The organism is Sporosarcina sp. P33, from assembly GCF_002077155.1.
GTDB lineage: Bacteria > Bacillota > Bacilli > Bacillales_A > Planococcaceae > Sporosarcina.
On record NZ_CP015027.1, the window covers coordinates 3,069,479 to 3,086,822 of the forward strand.

At 45.3% G+C, this 17,344-nt stretch carries 19 protein-coding genes; 18 read left to right on the forward strand and 1 reads right to left on the reverse strand.

What is annotated here, in order from left to right:
* The first annotated feature begins 15 nt into the window (after positions 1–15).
* From SporoP33_RS14960 to SporoP33_RS15010, 11 genes are all read left to right on the forward strand, one after another.
* The gene (locus SporoP33_RS14960; RefSeq protein WP_081244474.1) at positions 16–528 is read left to right on the forward strand and encodes a hypothetical protein; all 513 of its coding nucleotides are present in this window, start codon (positions 16–18) and stop codon (positions 526–528) included.
* 96 nt (positions 529–624) lie between these two features.
* Positions 625–1,107, forward strand: coding sequence for a ferric iron uptake transcriptional regulator (locus SporoP33_RS14965; RefSeq protein ID WP_081244475.1), 483 nt, complete (start codon positions 625–627; stop codon positions 1,105–1,107).
* A gap of 43 nt (positions 1,108–1,150) precedes the next feature.
* The gene (gene xerD / locus SporoP33_RS14970; RefSeq protein ID WP_081244476.1) at positions 1,151–2,041 is read left to right on the forward strand and encodes a site-specific tyrosine recombinase XerD; all 891 of its coding nucleotides are present in this window, start codon (positions 1,151–1,153) and stop codon (positions 2,039–2,041) included.
* 24 nt (positions 2,042–2,065) lie between these two features.
* The gene (deoB, locus tag SporoP33_RS14975) at positions 2,066–3,259 is read left to right on the forward strand and encodes a phosphopentomutase (RefSeq protein WP_081244477.1); all 1,194 of its coding nucleotides are present in this window, start codon (positions 2,066–2,068) and stop codon (positions 3,257–3,259) included.
* A 7-nt stretch (positions 3,260–3,266) separates the two neighbouring features.
* Positions 3,267–4,562, forward strand: coding sequence for a pyrimidine-nucleoside phosphorylase (locus SporoP33_RS14980; RefSeq protein ID WP_081244888.1), 1,296 nt, complete (start codon positions 3,267–3,269; stop codon positions 4,560–4,562).
* 441 nt (positions 4,563–5,003) lie between these two features.
* A complete protein-coding gene (locus SporoP33_RS14985) occupies positions 5,004–5,357 on the forward strand; it encodes an STAS domain-containing protein (protein WP_231293261.1) in 354 nt (117 codons plus the stop codon).
* Positions 5,347–5,793, forward strand: coding sequence for an anti-sigma F factor (gene spoIIAB, locus SporoP33_RS14990; protein ID WP_081244479.1), 447 nt, complete (start codon positions 5,347–5,349; stop codon positions 5,791–5,793). The genes SporoP33_RS14985 and spoIIAB overlap by 11 nt, the downstream gene beginning before the upstream one ends.
* Before the next feature lie 3 nt (positions 5,794–5,796).
* Positions 5,797–6,585 carry a SigF/SigG family RNA polymerase sporulation sigma factor gene (locus SporoP33_RS14995; RefSeq protein WP_081244480.1) on the forward strand — a complete coding sequence of 263 codons (789 nt, stop codon included), beginning with the start codon at positions 5,797–5,799 and terminating at the stop codon, positions 6,583–6,585.
* A gap of 1 nt (position 6,586) precedes the next feature.
* Positions 6,587–8,044 (forward strand): spore germination protein, encoded by a 1,458-nt coding sequence (locus SporoP33_RS15000; protein WP_081244481.1) that lies wholly within the window; start codon positions 6,587–6,589, stop codon positions 8,042–8,044.
* Between the two features lie 87 nt (positions 8,045–8,131).
* The gene (gene lysA / locus SporoP33_RS15005) at positions 8,132–9,460 is read left to right on the forward strand and encodes a diaminopimelate decarboxylase (RefSeq protein WP_081244482.1); all 1,329 of its coding nucleotides are present in this window, start codon (positions 8,132–8,134) and stop codon (positions 9,458–9,460) included.
* A gap of 176 nt (positions 9,461–9,636) precedes the next feature.
* Positions 9,637–10,011 carry a GNAT family N-acetyltransferase gene (locus SporoP33_RS15010; RefSeq protein WP_231293262.1) on the forward strand — a complete coding sequence of 125 codons (375 nt, stop codon included), beginning with the start codon at positions 9,637–9,639 and terminating at the stop codon, positions 10,009–10,011.
* On the opposite strand, the gene SporoP33_RS15015 is transcribed toward SporoP33_RS15010, so the two are convergent.
* Positions 10,008–10,517, reverse strand: coding sequence for a DUF309 domain-containing protein (locus SporoP33_RS15015; RefSeq protein WP_081244483.1), 510 nt, complete (start codon positions 10,515–10,517; stop codon positions 10,008–10,010). The two genes, SporoP33_RS15010 and SporoP33_RS15015, sit on opposite strands and share 4 nt — an antisense overlap.
* Positions 10,518–10,553: 36 nt before the next feature.
* On the opposite strand from SporoP33_RS15015, the gene SporoP33_RS15020 reads away from it, so the two are divergent.
* The 7 genes from SporoP33_RS15020 to ccsB all read left to right on the forward strand — a co-directional run bounded on the left by SporoP33_RS15020 (position 10,554) and on the right by ccsB (position 17,240).
* Positions 10,554–11,285: a segregation/condensation protein A gene (locus SporoP33_RS15020; RefSeq protein ID WP_081244484.1), complete on the forward strand. Its 732-nt coding sequence runs from the start codon at positions 10,554–10,556 to the stop codon at positions 11,283–11,285.
* Positions 11,286–11,298: 13 nt separating this feature from the next.
* Positions 11,299–11,910: an SMC-Scp complex subunit ScpB gene (scpB, locus tag SporoP33_RS15025; protein ID WP_369821940.1), complete on the forward strand. Its 612-nt coding sequence runs from the start codon at positions 11,299–11,301 to the stop codon at positions 11,908–11,910.
* A 5-nt stretch (positions 11,911–11,915) separates the two neighbouring features.
* A complete protein-coding gene (locus SporoP33_RS15030; protein WP_155961407.1) occupies positions 11,916–12,911 on the forward strand; it encodes a D-alanyl-D-alanine carboxypeptidase family protein in 996 nt (331 codons plus the stop codon).
* 107 nt (positions 12,912–13,018) lie between these two features.
* The gene (locus SporoP33_RS15035) at positions 13,019–13,750 is read left to right on the forward strand and encodes a pseudouridine synthase (protein WP_081244487.1); all 732 of its coding nucleotides are present in this window, start codon (positions 13,019–13,021) and stop codon (positions 13,748–13,750) included.
* Between the two features lie 179 nt (positions 13,751–13,929).
* Positions 13,930–14,391 carry a thiol-disulfide oxidoreductase ResA gene (gene resA / locus SporoP33_RS15040; RefSeq protein WP_369821988.1) on the forward strand — a complete coding sequence of 154 codons (462 nt, stop codon included), beginning with the start codon at positions 13,930–13,932 and terminating at the stop codon, positions 14,389–14,391.
* Between the two features lie 15 nt (positions 14,392–14,406).
* The gene (locus tag SporoP33_RS15045; protein ID WP_081244489.1) at positions 14,407–16,065 is read left to right on the forward strand and encodes a cytochrome c biogenesis protein ResB; all 1,659 of its coding nucleotides are present in this window, start codon (positions 14,407–14,409) and stop codon (positions 16,063–16,065) included.
* Complete coding sequence (gene ccsB, locus SporoP33_RS15050) at positions 16,056–17,240, forward strand: c-type cytochrome biogenesis protein CcsB (RefSeq protein ID WP_081244490.1); 1,185 nt, start codon at positions 16,056–16,058, stop codon at positions 17,238–17,240. The genes SporoP33_RS15045 and ccsB overlap by 10 nt, the downstream gene beginning before the upstream one ends.
* Positions 17,241–17,344 lie beyond the last annotated feature (104 nt).

Consider the following 17,344-nt stretch of genomic DNA (forward strand, 5'->3'; position numbering starts at 1 on the left):
GGAGGTGTCCTATTTATGGCTCGATCATTGTCTTTTATCTATTTGTTCGTTATACTCGCAATCAGTTATATAGGAGGAGCTTTATTATTCAGGGAGTGGCCGGTCACTTCACTTGAACAGATCGTCGGTTTATACGATCAGCGTGTAGTAATGGGAGCTGAAGCGGCTTTATGGTCACCTGTAGCTGTGACATTGAGCTTTGTAGTGCTCGCCATCATTCTGTCAAAATATAAAAGGGTCCGTTTTATGACTATGTTTCTAGGTGCGGTTAAATGCACCCTTTTTGGCTTGTCGTCCACCTATTTACTGTCGACAGGCTTGAAACTGTTAACGTACACGGTTTGGTGGTTCCCATTCCAGCTGATCAGCTGTTTGCTGTTTCTTATATTATGCACAGTTCTGAACCCGCCATTTTTTGTCGCACCGGCCGTCAGGAAAGACCGTCCGCTAACGGCAGTGCCGCTTCTGATTGGCTTACTGCTGATCACGCAGCTGCTGGAACTATCGGTCTTTCATTTCATAAAGTAATTTCCTCTATACCACATTATGAACGGAACGTTTCCTTTCTATTGTCATCTGGAACGACAGTTTGGTATAATGGAATCAATTTGAGGGGGGCGTCGTATGGAGAGCCGAATTGAACGAATCAAGAAGCAATTGCACGGGGCCAGCTACAAGTTGACGCCTCAGCGTGAAGCGACTGTAGCAGTTCTTCTGGAAAATGAAGAAGACCATTTAAGTGCAGAAGACGTTTTCTTGCTTGTGAAAGAAAAAGCACCCGATATCGGTCTTGCGACTGTATATCGCACATTGGAATTATTAACCGAACTGAAGGTTGTCGATAAAATTAACTTTGGAGATGGTGTGGCGCGCTATGACTTGCGTGAGGAAGGGGCAGCCCGTTTCCACCATCACTTGATTTGCCTTGAATGCGGAACAGTCGATGAAATTCAAGAAGACTTACTTGGCGAAGTGGAAAAAGTCGTGGAAGGCCGGTATGGATTCACGGTGAAAGATCACTGGCTGACATTTCACGGGATTTGTAAACGCTGTAAAGCCAAGGATGAACAGCCAGAGAAAGAAAATGACGACAAAGGGATGGCCTAAGCGCTGTCCTTTTTTAGTTTTTACATAGAAAGGAGGCTGCGTCATGAGAGATGCAAAGTTTGCTTTAGAAGATTATGTGCATTTTCTCACTGTGGAAAGGCAGCTCGCTCAAAATACAGTAAAATCGTATGAGCGAGATCTCACAGCCTACTTGCGATTCATAGAAAGCCTGTCAGTGGAAACACTCGATGCGATTGATCGGGCAACAGTTCTGCAATATTTACAGAAACTGAAAGACAGCGGGAAATCGAGCCGCACATTATCCAGGCATATTTCGTCCATTCGTTCTTTCCATCAATTTTTAGTGAGAGAGCAAGTGACTACGCATGATTGTACAATTCATATCGAATTGCCGAAAATCGAACAAAAATTGCCGGATATTCTTTCCATTCCTGAAATAGAGCGGCTGATTGACGCGGTAGATGGCAACACTTTTCAAGGAATGCGTGATATTGCGTTACTGGAATTGTTATATGGAACAGGAATGAGGGTAAGTGAATTGATAGCGATTGATTTGGCTGATCTTCACCTGACAATGGGGTTTGTCCGGGTTTTTGGAAAAGGAAGCAAGGAGCGGATTGTGCCGCTGGGACGCGGAGCGGTTGAGGCCTGCACAAAATATCTGAATGAAGCCCGGCCCGGCCTGACCGGTGATACGGAAGCATTATTCCTCAACATGCATGGAAGACGGCTGACGAGACAGGGCTGCTGGAAAATCCTGAAAGAGGCAGGGGAGAAGGCGTACATTCAAAAAGCCATTACTCCACATTTATTGCGGCATTCATTCGCCACTCATTTGATTGAAAACGGAGCCGACTTGCGCGCGGTTCAGGAAATGCTCGGTCATGCGGACATTTCTACTACACAGCTGTATACGCATGTCAGCAAAAAACGCCTGAAAGATGTGTATAGCATGTACCATCCCCGGGCGTAAACTATTATTACTGGAGGTTTTTATATGGAAAAATTACGTTATAACCGGATTCATTTAATCGTGCTTGATTCAGTAGGCATTGGCGAAGCACCGGACGCGGAGGCATTCGGCGACGTCGGCTCCAATACTCTCGGCCATATCGGTGAAGAAATGGATGGGCTGAATATGCCGAACCTTGAACGTCTGGGACTTGCTAATATTGCACCGATAAAAGGACTTTCACCGCAAAAAGAAGCACAGGCGTATTATACCAAAATGGAAGAAGCATCTGTCGGGAAAGATACGATGACGGGGCACTGGGAGATTATGGGCTTGCTGATCGATAAGCCGTTTAAAGTGTATCCAAATGGCTTCCCGAAAGAATTGATCGATGAGCTTGAACTGAAGACCAGCAGAAAAGTTATCGGCAATAAACCGGCCAGCGGAACTGAAATTATCGAAGAACTCGGTGAGGAGCATATGCAGACCGGTGCAATCATTGTCTATACATCGGCGGACCCTGTAATGCAGATCGCAGCACATGAAGATGTCATTCCCATTGAAGAGCAGTACCGCATTTGTGAAATCGCCAGGGAACTTACATTGCAGCCTGAATACCTCGTTGGCCGCATCATTGCACGTCCGTTCATCGGGGAGCCTGGTGCGTTCACGCGCACAACAAACCGTCATGATTATGCATTAAAGCCATTTGGAAAAACGGTGATGAACGAGTTAAAGGATGGCGGCTACGACGTTATCGCAATCGGCAAAATCGCTGATATTTATAACGGTGAAGGGATAACGGAAGCTGTGCGCACGACAGGAAATATGGACGGCGTGGACAAGTTGGTATCCGTGATGCAAAAAGAATTTGAAGGTTTGAGTTTTGTCAATTTGGTGGACTTCGATGCCCTCTACGGACACCGGAGAGACCCGATCGGCTATGGTAAAGCGCTTGAGGAATTCGATGCGCGCATGCCGGAAATTTTGGCAGCGTTGAAACCGAATGATTTGTTAATCATTACTGCAGATCACGGCAATGACCCGATTCATGAAGGAACAGATCATACGAGAGAGTACGTGCCGCTGCTCGTTTATTCACCGTCCCATAACGGAGGGGGCAGCCTGCCGATCCGCAAGACATTCTCAGATATCGGCGCAACGATTGCGGATAACTTCAGAGTGAACAGACCCGAGCACGGCGAAAGTTTTTTATCTTCAGTAGCCGGGGAGGACTGACATCATGATGCGTATGGTAGATATCATTGAAAAAAAGCGTGACGGCGAAGAACTGTCCAAACAAGAAATTGAGTTTTTCGTGACAGGCTATACTGACGGCACAATTCCTGATTACCAGGCAAGCGCCTTTCTGATGGCCATTTATTTCCGAAAAATGACAGCGGAAGAACAAGGTCATTTGACGATGGCTATGTCGGAATCAGGCGATCAGATTGATCTGTCTGCTATAGAAGGCGTGAAAGTGGATAAACACTCTACCGGCGGCGTAGGAGATACAACGACGCTAATTCTCGCACCTCTTGTGGCTGCATGCGGTGTGCCCGTTGCTAAAATGAGCGGCCGCGGTCTCGGTCATACCGGGGGAACGCTTGATAAGCTGGAGGCGATTGAAGGTTTCCATGTAGAAATTTCAACCGAACAATTTATTCAGCAAGTGAATGATTTGAAAATCGCTGTCATTGGACAAAGCGGCAATTTAACGCCGGCAGATAAAAAGCTGTACGCGCTGCGGGATGTCACAGCGACAGTAAACAGCATTCCGCTTATCGCGAGCTCTATTATGAGTAAAAAGCTTGCGGCGGGTGCGGACGCTATTGTATTGGATGTGAAAACCGGTGCCGGAGCATTCATGAAGACGCTGGAAGACTCAAAGCAGCTAGCTGACGCCATGACGGCGATCGGCAATGAAGTCGGCCGAAATACAAGTGCAGTCATTTCGGATATGAGTCAGCCGCTCGGATTTGCAATTGGAAACGCGCTTGAAGTAAAAGAGGCGATTGATACGCTGAAAGGAAAAGGTCCGGCTGATTTGACAGAGCTCTGTCTGGTGCTCGGCAGTAAAATGCTGCTCGCTGCAAACAAAGCGAAAACCGAAGAAGATGCCCGCGCACAATTACAGACTGTCATGGAAAATGGAGATGCGCTGCGTTTGTTCGGTTCGCTGATCAAAGCACAGGGCGGCAATGCAGACGTGGTGGATAACACGAGTCTGTTGCCGCAAGCCCGGTATCAGATCGAGGTTCCTGCTGTAAAGAGCGGCTATGTATCGGCAATCGACGCTGACGAAGTAGGGGTAGCCGCAATGCTCTTGGGCGCAGGGCGTGCGACGAAAGAAGACGTAATTGATTTGGCTGTCGGAATTGTGCTGTGCAAGAAAATTGGTGACTATGTGGAAAAGGGAGAAGCGCTCGCCATACTGCATACCAACAAACAGCACGCAGAAGATTCAATAAATCTTCTTAAGGAACATATGCATATATCATCAGAGAAAACAGCGGCACCGCCTTTAATATATTCATTGTAATACAGAAAAGCCATGTGTCTGAAAGGTTTCAGGAAATTGAACCTTTCAGAACACATGGCTTTTTTGTTGTCTATGTGTAAAAACGATTTTGACTGTACATACTCTTGTGTAGCCCGGCGGGAGTGATGATATAACGTCGCTGAAGATGCTCAGACGACGGCGAATCGTTCGCCAAGGACTGCCTGGCCTGTTCACATTACTTCGCTGTCCGCCTGCAAAGCACTTCAATTGGAAAGGGATAGAACAAACGGTGACGTAGTTTTACATGATGCTTTTTCCTGAACTGTAATTGCGGTCATGGTCATTTCCGAGTGGCATCTTCTTAAAAAATCTCTGTCACAACGTAAGAAGTTTTAGGGATGGATGACTAGTTTTGTCAAAACTAAAGGATATGGGTTCTAAATGTGCGACAATGCCTTCATGAAGGAGGCGTATCCACAAATGGCAACTATTACACAACTGGAAAATGGCATCGTGCTAATCACACTCGCAGGTGAATTGGACAATCACGAAGCCAATCAAATTAGAGAAGAAGTATCTACCGCTATATTCACAGGAAGTACACGTGCTATCATCTGGGACCTATGTCAATTGGGATTCATGGACAGCGCAGGAATCGGACTCATACTCGGAAGAATGCGCGACCTCGTCCCCGTCAATGGAGAAACACTTATATTGAACCCTTCTCCGACAATGGAGAAACTATTCCAATTCTCAGGACTGGGTGATGCCATCAGAAACTGTACAGTCGAAGAAGCAATCGACGAAATCGGAGGGGTTGTACATGAAAAATGAATTGACCTTATCGTTTCTGGCGATAGAACAAAATGAGGCGCTTGCAAGGATGGCGCTTACTTGCTTTATTGCCCCGCTGGATCCGACGCTGGAAGAACTGTCAGAATTCAAAACAATCGTTTCAGAAGCTGTCACCAATGCGATTATTCATGGCTATGAATGTGACGGTAAAAGCATGGTAACCATCCGCGCGACGATTGACGACCGCTCTGTGAAAATGACTGTCGAAGATGAAGGCATGGGAATATTCGACGTAGAGCAAGCGATGGAGCCGATGTTTACAACCAAGCCGCAAATGGAGCGTTCGGGTATGGGCTTTACCATTATGGAAAGTTTCTCGGATTGTATCCGTGTAGATTCTACCCTTGGAAACGGGACTATCGTGACGTTTGAGAAGAGTTTTTCTCCCGTCACAGAAGTAAGTAGAATGAGGTGACGTATGGAAGCATCTGTTGAGAAGCAACACGCTCTATTGTCACAAGAAAAAATGCGGGAGCTCATCAAAGAATCACAAGCGGGTGACAAAGAAGCCAGACGAATGATGGTGGAAGGAAATACGAGACTGGTATGGTCCATCGTTCAACGCTTCGCTTCGCGTGGTGCGGATTTAGAAGATTTATTTCAAATTGGCTGTATCGGCTTGATGAAATCAATAGATAAGTTCGATCTTTCGTATGAAGTGAAGTTTTCAACGTATGCAGTACCGATGATTGTAGGGGAAATTCAGCGGTATCTCCGCGATGACGGCATGGTGAAAGTCGGCCGGACAATCCGGGAACTGAGTTATAAGATACGTCACGCAACGGATGACTTTATTAAGAAAAATGGCCGTTCACCGTCAATCTCAGAAGTGGCGGAAGTGCTGGAAGTGAAGCTGGAAGACATTATTTTGGCGTCTGATGCACTGCGGGACCCTGCTTCTCTCAATGAACAGCTGTATGAAAGTGACGGCGACAGTCTGACACTGATGGATCAGCTCCGTGACGACCGCTCGGAACGCGTCTTCGACCATATTCCGTTGCGCGATGTGATTACACGCTTGAATAAACGCGATCAGACGATCATCTATATGCGTTACTATCTTGACTACACACAAAGTGATATTGCCAAACGGATCGGAATATCGCAAGTGCAAGTATCACGTTTGGAAAAGAAGATTTTATCACAAATGAAAACTTGGATGGGTGCGGATGCGGAAGAAGCACTCGAGAAGGTGAGGAGACCATAATTTGACCGAAAATCTATTTACGTCTATACGAGAAGGGGAACGGTGGTTCATCAGCCAGTTTGGCGAAGACGAAACATTTGATGCGACCAAACGGCTGATCCACCTGTGGGATAGAGAGATACTACTTCTGTATATGAACGGTTTAGTAGATGGAGAGGTCTTAACAACCTTACTGACAGAAATGCAGTACCGCAATGAATTGTATACAAGTAACACTGACGAAAATATTGACAAGGCTTTGATGGATTACTTCCCGTATCATGCGCTGGAAATAGTAAAAGACGAAGATTCGCTTGCCAAAGTAATACTGAGCGGTTTAGCTGTCTTTGTCATGAAAGACGGTTTTACATTTGCGCTGGACGTGCGTTCATACCCAGGGAGAAATCCTGAAGAACCCGATACGGAAAAAGTTATACGCGGTTCAAGAGATGGTTTTACAGAAAATATTCTGATGAACACATCATTGATCCGCAGACGTTTGCGGGCAACGGAACTGCGTTTTGAAATGCACGAAACGTCTGTAAAAGGCAAAACGGATATCGCGATCGCCTTTTTGAAAGGTGCTGCCAGTGAAGAGCATTTGGATTTTGTCAGACAACGTCTTGATCAGTTAAAAACGGACGGACTGACGATGACCGATAAATCACTGGAAGAATTTCTATTCAAACAAGGCTTTCATCCGATGCCGTTTGTCCGTTATACCGAACGTGCCGATATTTGCGCGGCGCATCTGCTCGAAGGTCATATCGCGATTATCGTTGATACATCGCCTTCGGTCATATTGGTGCCTGTCACACTCGTCCATCATCTTCAGCATGCAGAAGAGTACAGGCAGGCGCCGCTGATTGGGACATTCATTCGTCTGGTGCGTTTTACGGGAACATTTTTCAGTCTCGTCATGCTGCCGTTCTGGTATTTGCTGTCGACGGAAAAACATTTCGTTCCGGAGGCAATTAAGTATATCGGACCAAATGAATGGGGGGAAGTCCCTCTGTTCGTGCAGCTGATGCTGGCGGATGTCGGTATTGAAATACTGCGTATGGCAGCGATTCATACGCCGACACCGCTGTCTACCGCAATGGGGCTGGTCGCCGCGATCGTCATCGGGCAAGTGGCGATTGACGTGGGGTTATTTTCTTCGGAAGTCGTGCTGTATGTGGCAGTCAGTGCAATTTTGACATTTGCTATACCTTCATTTGAATTAAGCATCACAACAAAAGTATTCCGTATTTTCTTATTGGTTTCGACGGCACTGCTTGGCGCTCCGGGCTTTTTCATTGCGTCTGCTGTAATTTATTACTATCTGTGTTCTTTAAAGCCAATGAATGTGCCGTATTTGTGGCCGTTTACCCCGTTCTTCCCGAAAGCGATGCTGCGTGTCTTGATTCGTTTCCCTATGACAATCGATGACCCTCGGCCGTTCATTACAGATTCACCGAACCGTGACAGGATGTCGTAAGCTGTTGTTCTGATTCTTGCATGCCGTTGCCACTATCCGTCCTCTTGTGATAAAGTTATCTGAGAGAATTCGGGAGGGGTTTGGGACATGCATCTTTATGGAACACAGGCCGTGAATGAAAACGGCCACCTGACAATTGGCGGAGTAGACGTTACTGAACTGGCATCACAATACGGGACACCTGTCATGGTGTACGATACGGAATTAATTAAATCGCGCGCGCAGGCGTTCAAAGAAACGTTTGAGAGAAAAAATATTGACGCCCAGGTTGCCTATGCAAGCAAGGCGTTCTCTTCGATTGCCATGTATCAGCTGGCAGATCAGCAGGGACTCTCTCTGGATGTAGTATCAGGCGGAGAATTGTTTACTGCGGCAGCAGCAGGATTCCCGCGTGAACGGATTCATTTCCACGGCAATAATAAAAGCCGTGAAGAAATTGAGTATGCGTTTGACGAGGAAATCGGCTGTATTGTAGTTGATAATTTCTTGGAAATCGATCTTATTAAAGAAATAGCTGAAAAACGCGAGCAGTCCATGAATGTATTAATTCGCGTAACGCCGGGCATTGAGGCGCATACTCATGATTATATTACAACAGGCCAGGAAGACTCAAAATTCGGTTTTGATTTGAAAAATGGTCAAACAGATCAGGCATTTTTGGCATTGTATGATCATGAATATATCCGTTTTCTTGGTATGCACTGTCATATCGGATCACAGATTTTTGAAACTGATGCGTTTCGTTTCGCAGCAGAAGTGCTGATGGAAAGAATGGCAGAGTGGCGAAAAGACTATCAGTTTATCTGTCCTGTCTTGAATTTAGGCGGCGGTTTCGGTATTCGCTATACAGAAGAAGATACGCCCCTTGAGCCGGCTGTTTATGTGGAAGAAATGGCTGATGTGGTAAAAAGCATGGCGGAGGAAAGCGAATATCCGATTCCGCAAATTTGGATTGAGCCCGGCCGTTCACTTGTCGGCGATGCGGGAACAACGATTTATTCCGCAGGCAGCACAAAAGATGTGCCGGGCGTGCGTACATACGTAGCGGTGGATGGCGGTATGTCTGATAATATTCGTCCGGCTTTATACGATGCACCCTATTCCAGTGCGCTGGCCAACCGGATGAATGAACCGCATGACCGGCTATGGACCGTGGCGGGAAAATGCTGTGAGTCGGGTGACAAACTGATTGAACAGGCCGCGCTGCCGCAAGTGGAGACCGGTGATCTGTTGGCGGTCTTTTGTACAGGCGCATACACCTACTCGATGGCCAGCAACTACAATCGATTGCCGCGTCCTGCTGTTGTGTTCGCGGAAAAAGGAAGGCACCAGCTGGCAGTCAGACGTGAAACATATGAAGACATTATTAAATTAGATCTTCCGCTGCAGCCGGATGAAAAAGGAAGTTTCTCATGAGAAAGAAAAACATCATTCTATTTATCTCCATTGTAGGCATGGCGGTTATCTGGGGAGTCATCTATTGGTATTTCGTCGTTCCGGTGATTGATCCGCGCTTTAAATAAGCGCGGGTTGAAGTTAGCGTAGGATTGGTGTAGACTGTACAAAGGATTTCTGAAAAGAAGGGGTTACTATTGAATCTTATTCGCTTTAAGAAAGCACAAGAGAAAATTGCTATGGGCTTTTTATCTTATATCCCTAGTGAAAAAATGTTATGCAAATTACAAGAAACTGTTCAGCAATATATTTGCAATGAACAGTGGCAGCTGTTTCTTTATAAAGAATCAGAAGACTATATCGGATTAATCGGTGTGGAAACGGATGATGAAGCCAAGATATATACCGTTCAGCATATTTCCGTAAATCCGTCATTCCGCGGGGAAGGCATCGCGTATAAGATGATGATGGAATTGCGGGAGATTTATCCGGGATATAGCTGTCAGGGAACAGATTTCACCGAACCTTTTATACAGAGTTGTCTACGAAAAGAAGAAGGCGCAGATCTTTAACGGCTGCCCTTCTTCTTTTCTTCACGTTGTAAGAGAATATCAGACCGGTCCCGCTGCATATGTTTATGAATGACGGACGCGCTGTCTTTTGGCAGCAGGGAGAGCTGCGGCTTGAAATTGTCTGCTTCCATCTGCAGCCCGCGGGAAACCGGCAGCTGAAATGAACGGAAGCCGGCACCTGATTCTATGCGGGTGAGGCAGTATTCCAGCTGATCGATGACTTCATCAAGAGCCACTTCTTCCAGGTAGTCGCTGAACTGTACAGGCATCTCACGAAAGCGCACTAATGCTTTATTCAGGGTGCGAGATGCGCCTGCAACATTTCCTCTGCGCCAGTGATATAATCCTGTAGCCATGAGAATGTAGCCTGTCAAAGGATGATCCTTTGAAAAATCTTCTTGTTCTTTCCAATATTCCTCAAGCACTTCATGGCATTCAAAATAATCTTGATTGTCATTGAAATACACAATAAACTGTAGAAAAAGAGGATGATAGTAAGGGTGCATACAATACATTCCTTTCTGATAAGGTAGGTAGGTAAAATGAGTTATAGTGTGAAACTGGAAGTCTTCGAAGGTCCGCTTGATTTATTGCTGCATTTGATCAACCGGCTCGAAATCGACATTTATGACATCCCCATGGCGGAGCTGACACAGCAATACATAGAACATCTGCACGCCATGCGCGTTCTTCAACTAGATGAGTTAAGCGAATATCTTGTGCTGGCAGCAACTCTTCTCGAGATAAAAAGCAAAATGCTGCTGCCTGTCAATGAAGAAGAAACATTCATCGAAGAATTCGGCTATGAAGAAGATCCGCGGGAAGAACTGATTGCACGGCTGGTGGAATATCGCAAATACAAAGAAGCGGCCCATTCTCTCCGCGAATCTGCAGCACACCGGGATGAGCACTTTACAAAAGAACCGGAAGATCTGACCGAATACGGTGAACCGGTGATGGCGGAAACAGAAGAACAGCTGAATGTCTTTGACTTGATCGGCGCATTTCAAAAGATGCTGCACCGGAAGAAACTGCGGCTGCCCCTGACAGCGAGTATAACAAAATCAGAGCAGTCTGTCGGCGATAAGATGTCTGTCATCATGAGCAAGCTGGAATTGAGCGGCGGGGAATGTGAGTTTCATGCGCTTTTTGACACGGCGAGCGTGCCAGAACTCGTGCTGACATTTTTGTCTCTGCTGGAGCTGATGAAGTTACAGGAAGTGACAGTGCGTCAAAGCCGTAATTTTGAAGAATTACGAATCTCATTGATGTGAAGGGATGAGGGGAATGGACATAGAACCACGTTTCATCGGGATGACTGAAAGTTTTTTATTCGTCGCGGGTGAGGAAGGATTGACACTTGCACAGCTTGCAGCATTATTGGAATGTGACGAAGAGCGGGCGGAACATACTGTCATGACGCTGCAACAAAAATATGATGAAGACATTACACGCGGCATTACTGTAAAAAGTTATGGCGGGAGCTGGCGCCTCATGACAAAAAGTGAATGGGCTGACGACATCAAGCGAATGCTGGAAGATCCGAAACCTTCTACATTTACACAGGCTGCACTCGAGGTGCTTGCCATTATTGCGTACAAACAGCCTGTGACGCGCGTAGAGATCGATGACCTGCGGGGAGTGAAGTCAGAACGGGCGCTGTCTTCATTGGCAGGCAAAGGGTTTGTGGAGGAAGTGGGTCGCATGGAAGGACCGGGGCGGCCTATTTTATACGGCACCACGGATTTCTTTCTTGACCGCTTTGGACTGGCTTCTCTTGCGGATATGCCTCCGCTGTCATTAGATGAAGAACAGGAGTCGTCGGAAGATACGGATTTATTCATGACGAAATTCCAGGAAGCATTTTCCATTACCGAAGAAGGAGGACATGATGCTTGAAAAAGATGATGATCATCGTTCTACTGATAATATCTCTGCTGTTGAATCCCCTTAGCAGTCAGGCTGCAGGATCTTCTTATGCAGTGATAGACGGAGAGACCGGCAGATTGCTGATGGGCGAAAATGAGCATTATCCGCTGCCTATCGCGAGTCTGACGAAAATGTGGACTGCATACACGTTTTTAGATATACAGCCGGATGATCAAGACACTGTCATCTCACATCAGGCGGCCACAGCGGAAGGATCATCAATTTATTTGGAGGCGGGTCAGACAAGAAGTACCAGGGACTTACTGTATGGCCTAATGCTCCGCTCAGGAAATGATGCGGCACAGGCACTGGCTGAACATGCCGGGGGGTCGCTCGAGGGGTTTGTCTACTTGATGAATGAAAAGGCGCGCAGTCACGGCCTGGAGCAGACGTACTTTACGAATCCGTCTGGTCTTCATGCAGAACATCACCTGTCTTCGGCGTATGATACGGCAAAAATGCTGTATTTTGGAATGAAGAATCCCGAGTTCAGAAAAATCGCATCCACTGTAAATTATCCGTTTGAAACAGAGCAAGGTAAAAACAGCTGGCAGAATAAGCACAGGCTGGTACTATCTGAGCCAACAGCGATCGCAGGCAAAACAGGTTTCACGAAAGCTGCCGGACGAACACTGGCAACTTATTTTGAAAAAGACGGAAAATCAGTCATTGTTGTCACGCTGAATAATGGCAACGACTGGCAAGTGCATAAACAGCTGTCTCAGCAGGTGTTCTCCGAGTATCAATTGTATACGGCAGTGAAAAAAGGACGTTATCAAGTATTTCCTCACATGACTGCGAAACTGGATCAGACAGTTAAACTTCTCGTAAACAAAGAAGAAAAAAAGTTGCTGTCCAATGTGCTGCAAATTCCCCAAACAGACGGGAAGCAGAAGAAAGGTTATTGGTCTATATATTTAGGGACTGCACCAATCAAGACAATAGCGGTCGATATCGAAACAGAAAAATGAATAGAAAACATACTATTTTGAAGATTGGCCTCTACAGGTCAGTCTTCTTTTCATTTAGCCCAAAGTGTGACATAATTTTTTCAGTATGTAACATCAAGGAGGAACCCATGGAAAGATTACAAAAGGTATTGGCACAGGCCGGCATTGCTTCACGAAGAAAATCAGAAAAACTGATCTTGGACGGCCTGGTTAAAGTAAATGGTAAAGTAGTAACGGAACTTGGCACTAAAGTTAGCAGAATGGACACAATTGAAGTGGAAGGCGTTCAATTGACGAAGGAAACACCTGTTTATTATCTGCTTTATAAACCTCGGGGCTATATTTCAACAGTGGATGATGAAAAAGGACGTAAAACGGTGATCGATCTGGTGCCGGAAGTGAGTCAGCGTATTTTCCCTGTCGGCAGACTGGATTATGACACATCGGGCGTGCTGCTGCTCACAAATGACGGAGACTTCTCCTATTTGATGACGCACCCTAAGTTTGAGATCAAAAAGAAATATGTAGCCAAAGTGAAAGGAATCCCGTCACGCGAGAACCTGAAAAAGCTGGAAACAGGTATTGAGCTTGAAGACGGTAAAACCGCTCCGGCTCATGTCAAAATGACAACTGTGGATAAAAAGACGAATACCGCAATTGTAGAAATTACCATTCACGAAGGGCGGAATCGTCAAGTGCGCAGAATGTTTGACGCGATTGGCTGTCCTGTGCAAAAACTAAAGCGTGAAGAGTTTGCTAACTTAACTACACGCGGATTAAATGCAGGGGAAGCTCGGGAATTAACAACACATGAACTGAAACAATTACGTGTTCTGGCTGAAACAGGAAAAATCGGCTGAGAAAACGTCAAAAGTTCACAAACCTATCACTAGTGCGGTGTCAACTGAATTTTCGTTTTGGTATAATAGCGGTTGGCACGTGAAATAGACAGGAGGTTACATGATTGGCCAAAAAAAGAAATAAAAAGACTGTCAGGCTGATTAGCAGAGCAGCCCTTCTATTAATTTTAGCAGCGGTCATGGTCTACGCAATTGCTTCAAAAGATAAAGTGAAAGTCTTGGCTGAAGGTGATACAGCGCCTGATTTTGAACTTGTGGATTTGGAAGGCAACGCACATCGTCTGTCCGATTATAAAGGCGAGGGTGTATTTCTTAATTTCTGGGGCACTTGGTGTCCGCCTTGTAAAAAGGAGATGCCTCACATGGAGGATCTTTACAAAGGATTCGAGGCGAAAGGTGTACATATCCTGACGGTGAACGTTGGAGAGCCGAAAGTGAAGGTAGAACTGTTCAGAGATGATATGAACCTTTCATTCCCGATGCTGTGGGATAAGAACAAAACGGTTATGGACTTGTACAATATCAAACCATTGCCAACGACTTTTCTGATCAACCCTGAAGGGAAGATTACAAAAGTGATTAAGCAAGGAATGACAGAAGAGCAAATTATCGAGTATTTAGAAAGCATACAACCAAAGTAAGGAGATTGTTACTCAATGAGCAAAATCATATGCCAATGCGGGCATGAAAATCCTTATGGTACAGAGCTTTGTGAAAAGTGCGGACGGCCCTTGTCTGAAAAGGCAAAGAAAAGTGATATTGTAGATATGCGTTATGAAGGGTCTTCGAGAAGATCCCAAACATATAAAAGCTCCATAATCGATAAAATATGGAATTTCTTCTCCAGTGTAAAAATTGGGGTCGGCATCATTGCGGCAGTGCTGATCGCTTCTGCGATCGGAACCATTTTCCCGCAGAAATTCTATGTGCCCGCCACAACACCAGAAGGGTATCTAGAATACTATGAGCGCCTGTATGGCACGGTAGGTAAATTGTATTATCAGCTCGGCTTTTACGATATGTATAACAGCTGGTGGTTTAAAGTTCTGATCTTTATGCTTGCCACATCTATCATTATCGCAAGTATTGACCGGGTCGTACCGCTGTATAAGTCTCTTAAAAAGCAGCGCACGCGCCGTCATCCTTCATTTATGAAGCGTCAGCGGATTTACGGAGCAGGCAATGTTCAAAATACGGCAGAATCATTAGCGAAAGCAGAAGAAAAGCTGAAAGCCCTGCGCTATAATGTGAAAACTGAAAATGGTGCAATATTAGCAGAAAAACACCGCTTCTCACGGTGGGGTCCGTATGTAAACCACACAGGTCTGATTATATTCTTCATCGGCGTACTGTTGAGAGGTATTCCGGGCTTCTATGTTGATGAAGCGATGTGGCTTCGTGAAGGTGAGACACGAAATATCGTCGGTGCGCCGGGATATGTACTGGAAAACAAGAAATTTACATTAGAAAACTATTCCAAAGAAGAAGCGGAAGAAGTATTCGGTGAAGCTTTGGATAAAGTCGGCGCAATTGCCAAAACGTATAAAACAGATGTCACACTCTATAAGCAGGATGAAAACGCTCTGCCTGGAAGTGAAAGTCTGACAAAAGTAAAAGATTATCCGATTGTTGTAAACAAACCATTGAAATTTGACGGCTATAATGTGTTTCAGATGGATTATAAGCTGAACGAACTGAAAAGTATGACGTTTAACTTGGTCAATAAATCTTCTGAAGAATCTTTAGGGGAATTCACAGTTAATTTAAGTGATCCGGAAAAAGAATATGATCTTGGCAATGGCTCATCAGTTAATATGCTCGGTTTTTATCCGGATTATGACGGAATTAAAGATGGTGAGCCGTTTTCGAAGTCACCGGTTCCGAATAATCCGGCATTCATATTTCAGATGAATACACCAGATAAACCAGAAGGTGAAAAAAGTTTTGTTGCGATCCGTCAAACGCTTGAAGTGGAAGAAAACGATTACGCAATTAAGTTTGCCTCTGCTGAAACCCGCAATATTTCAGGTCTTACGATTCGGAAAGACAAAACATTGTATATTCTGTTACTTGGCGGTCTGATCTTCATGATCGGCGTCATTCAAGGTATGTACTGGCAGCATCGCAGAATCTGGATTCAAGAGGATGCAGATGGACACCTATTGATTGCAGCTCACACGAATAAAAACTGGTTCTCTTTACGTAAAGAGCTGGATAAATTACGGGAGTCTGCAGACTTGCCTGCTTATATAGATCGTCAGGATCCTGAGTTGGACAAGCCGGAACAGGAAGGGGACGAAGAGATATGGACTTAATTACCGTAAGCAGTAATTTATTATTGGTTTCATTTGTTGCTTATTTGGTGGCAACATTGTTTTTTGGAGGGGCTATTAAAAAGTCGAAAACAGAAAAAGCCTATCAAAACAGTAAGTGGGGCACAATCGGTCTTGTGATTACAATCATCGGTTTCCTGTCTCATTTAGGCTATTTTTTCACACGGTGGGGCGCTTCAGGCCATGCACCTCTCAGTAATATGTTCGAGTTCACAACTGCATTTGGCATGATGCTCGTAGGAGCGTTCATTCTATTGTATATTATGTACCGAACACCGTCACTTGGATTATTTGCGCTGCCGATTGCGATTATTATTATCTCCTATGCAACGATGTTCCCGACAGAGGTCACGCCGTTGATCCCAGCACTGCAGAGTAAATGGTTATTCATTCATGTAATTACAACGGTTATCGGAGAGTCGATACTGGCAATCAGTGCGATCGCGGGACTGGTATTCCTGGTGAAAAATATTGATATGACAAAGAAATCTAAATCACGTTTTTGGATTGAAGCAGTGATGTATACACTGATTCTGGTTCTTGGTTTTGTTGTCACATCAACTACATTCAAAGTAATGAATTATGAAGCAGAATTCACGTATATTGATAAAAATGAAGCGTCTGCCGAAATCACGTATCATGTTCCTCCGTTATTCGGAATGAATGAATATGAAGCGATGACACCGGATACTATGACGCCATGGGTAGAAATGCCGCCTATCATCAACGCGCAGAAGTTATCCTCACTAGTGTGGTCAATTGCAGTAGGTTCAGTTCTTTATTTGCTGCTGCGGTTAATTGCGCGCAAGCCGATTGCTGCGGTTTTCCAGCCACTCGCGAAGAAGGCAAACTCTCAACTAATGGATGAGATCGGCTATCGTTCGGTATTAATCGGTTTCCCTGTATTTACACTCGGAGCATTGATTTTCGCTATGATTTGGGCGCACGAAGCCTGGTCGCGATTCTGGGGATGGGATCCGAAAGAGGTGTGGGCACTCATTACATGGTTGTTCTACGCCGCATTCCTTCACTTGCGCCTGTCGCGCGGTTGGGAAGGCAAGAAGTCCGCTTGGCTGGCAGTGATCGGTTTCGTCATCATTATGTTCAACTTGATTGCGGTAAACTTAATTATTGCTGGTTTACACTCTTATGCATAAGCTACGGCTGCATGACAGAAAATGTCATGCAGTCTTTTTATTTCTATTTGGAGGGTAATAATTGTACAATGGAGACAGAAGTATGTCGAAAGGGGCAATGTTTT

Bases quoted from the DNA above. Each gene is read 5' to 3' on its own strand.
- scpB (WP_369821940.1), top strand. From the start codon at position 11,299: ATGGACATAGAACCACGTTTCATCGGGATGACTGAAAGTTTTTTATTC.
- SporoP33_RS15015 (WP_081244483.1), bottom strand. From the start codon at position 10,517: ATGCACCCTTACTATCATCCTCTTTTTCTACAGTTTATTGTGTATTTC.
- resA (WP_369821988.1), top strand. From the start codon at position 13,930: ATGGTCTACGCAATTGCTTCAAAAGATAAAGTGAAAGTCTTGGCTGAA.
- SporoP33_RS14965 (WP_081244475.1), top strand. From the start codon at position 625: ATGGAGAGCCGAATTGAACGAATCAAGAAGCAATTGCACGGGGCCAGC.
- SporoP33_RS15020 (WP_081244484.1), top strand. From the start codon at position 10,554: ATGAGTTATAGTGTGAAACTGGAAGTCTTCGAAGGTCCGCTTGATTTA.
- SporoP33_RS15035 (WP_081244487.1), top strand. From the start codon at position 13,019: ATGGAAAGATTACAAAAGGTATTGGCACAGGCCGGCATTGCTTCACGA.
- SporoP33_RS15045 (WP_081244489.1), top strand. From the start codon at position 14,407: ATGAGCAAAATCATATGCCAATGCGGGCATGAAAATCCTTATGGTACA.
- SporoP33_RS15030 (WP_155961407.1), top strand. From the start codon at position 11,916: ATGATGATCATCGTTCTACTGATAATATCTCTGCTGTTGAATCCCCTT.
- SporoP33_RS14995 (WP_081244480.1), top strand. From the start codon at position 5,797: ATGGAAGCATCTGTTGAGAAGCAACACGCTCTATTGTCACAAGAAAAA.
- SporoP33_RS14985 (WP_231293261.1), top strand. From the start codon at position 5,004: ATGGCAACTATTACACAACTGGAAAATGGCATCGTGCTAATCACACTC.
- xerD (WP_081244476.1), top strand. From the start codon at position 1,151: ATGAGAGATGCAAAGTTTGCTTTAGAAGATTATGTGCATTTTCTCACT.
- spoIIAB (WP_081244479.1), top strand. From the start codon at position 5,347: ATGAAAAATGAATTGACCTTATCGTTTCTGGCGATAGAACAAAATGAG.
- SporoP33_RS14960 (WP_081244474.1), top strand. From the start codon at position 16: ATGGCTCGATCATTGTCTTTTATCTATTTGTTCGTTATACTCGCAATC.
- SporoP33_RS14980 (WP_081244888.1), top strand. From the start codon at position 3,267: ATGCGTATGGTAGATATCATTGAAAAAAAGCGTGACGGCGAAGAACTG.
- ccsB (WP_081244490.1), top strand. From the start codon at position 16,056: ATGGACTTAATTACCGTAAGCAGTAATTTATTATTGGTTTCATTTGTT.
- lysA (WP_081244482.1), top strand. From the start codon at position 8,132: ATGCATCTTTATGGAACACAGGCCGTGAATGAAAACGGCCACCTGACA.
- deoB (WP_081244477.1), top strand. From the start codon at position 2,066: ATGGAAAAATTACGTTATAACCGGATTCATTTAATCGTGCTTGATTCA.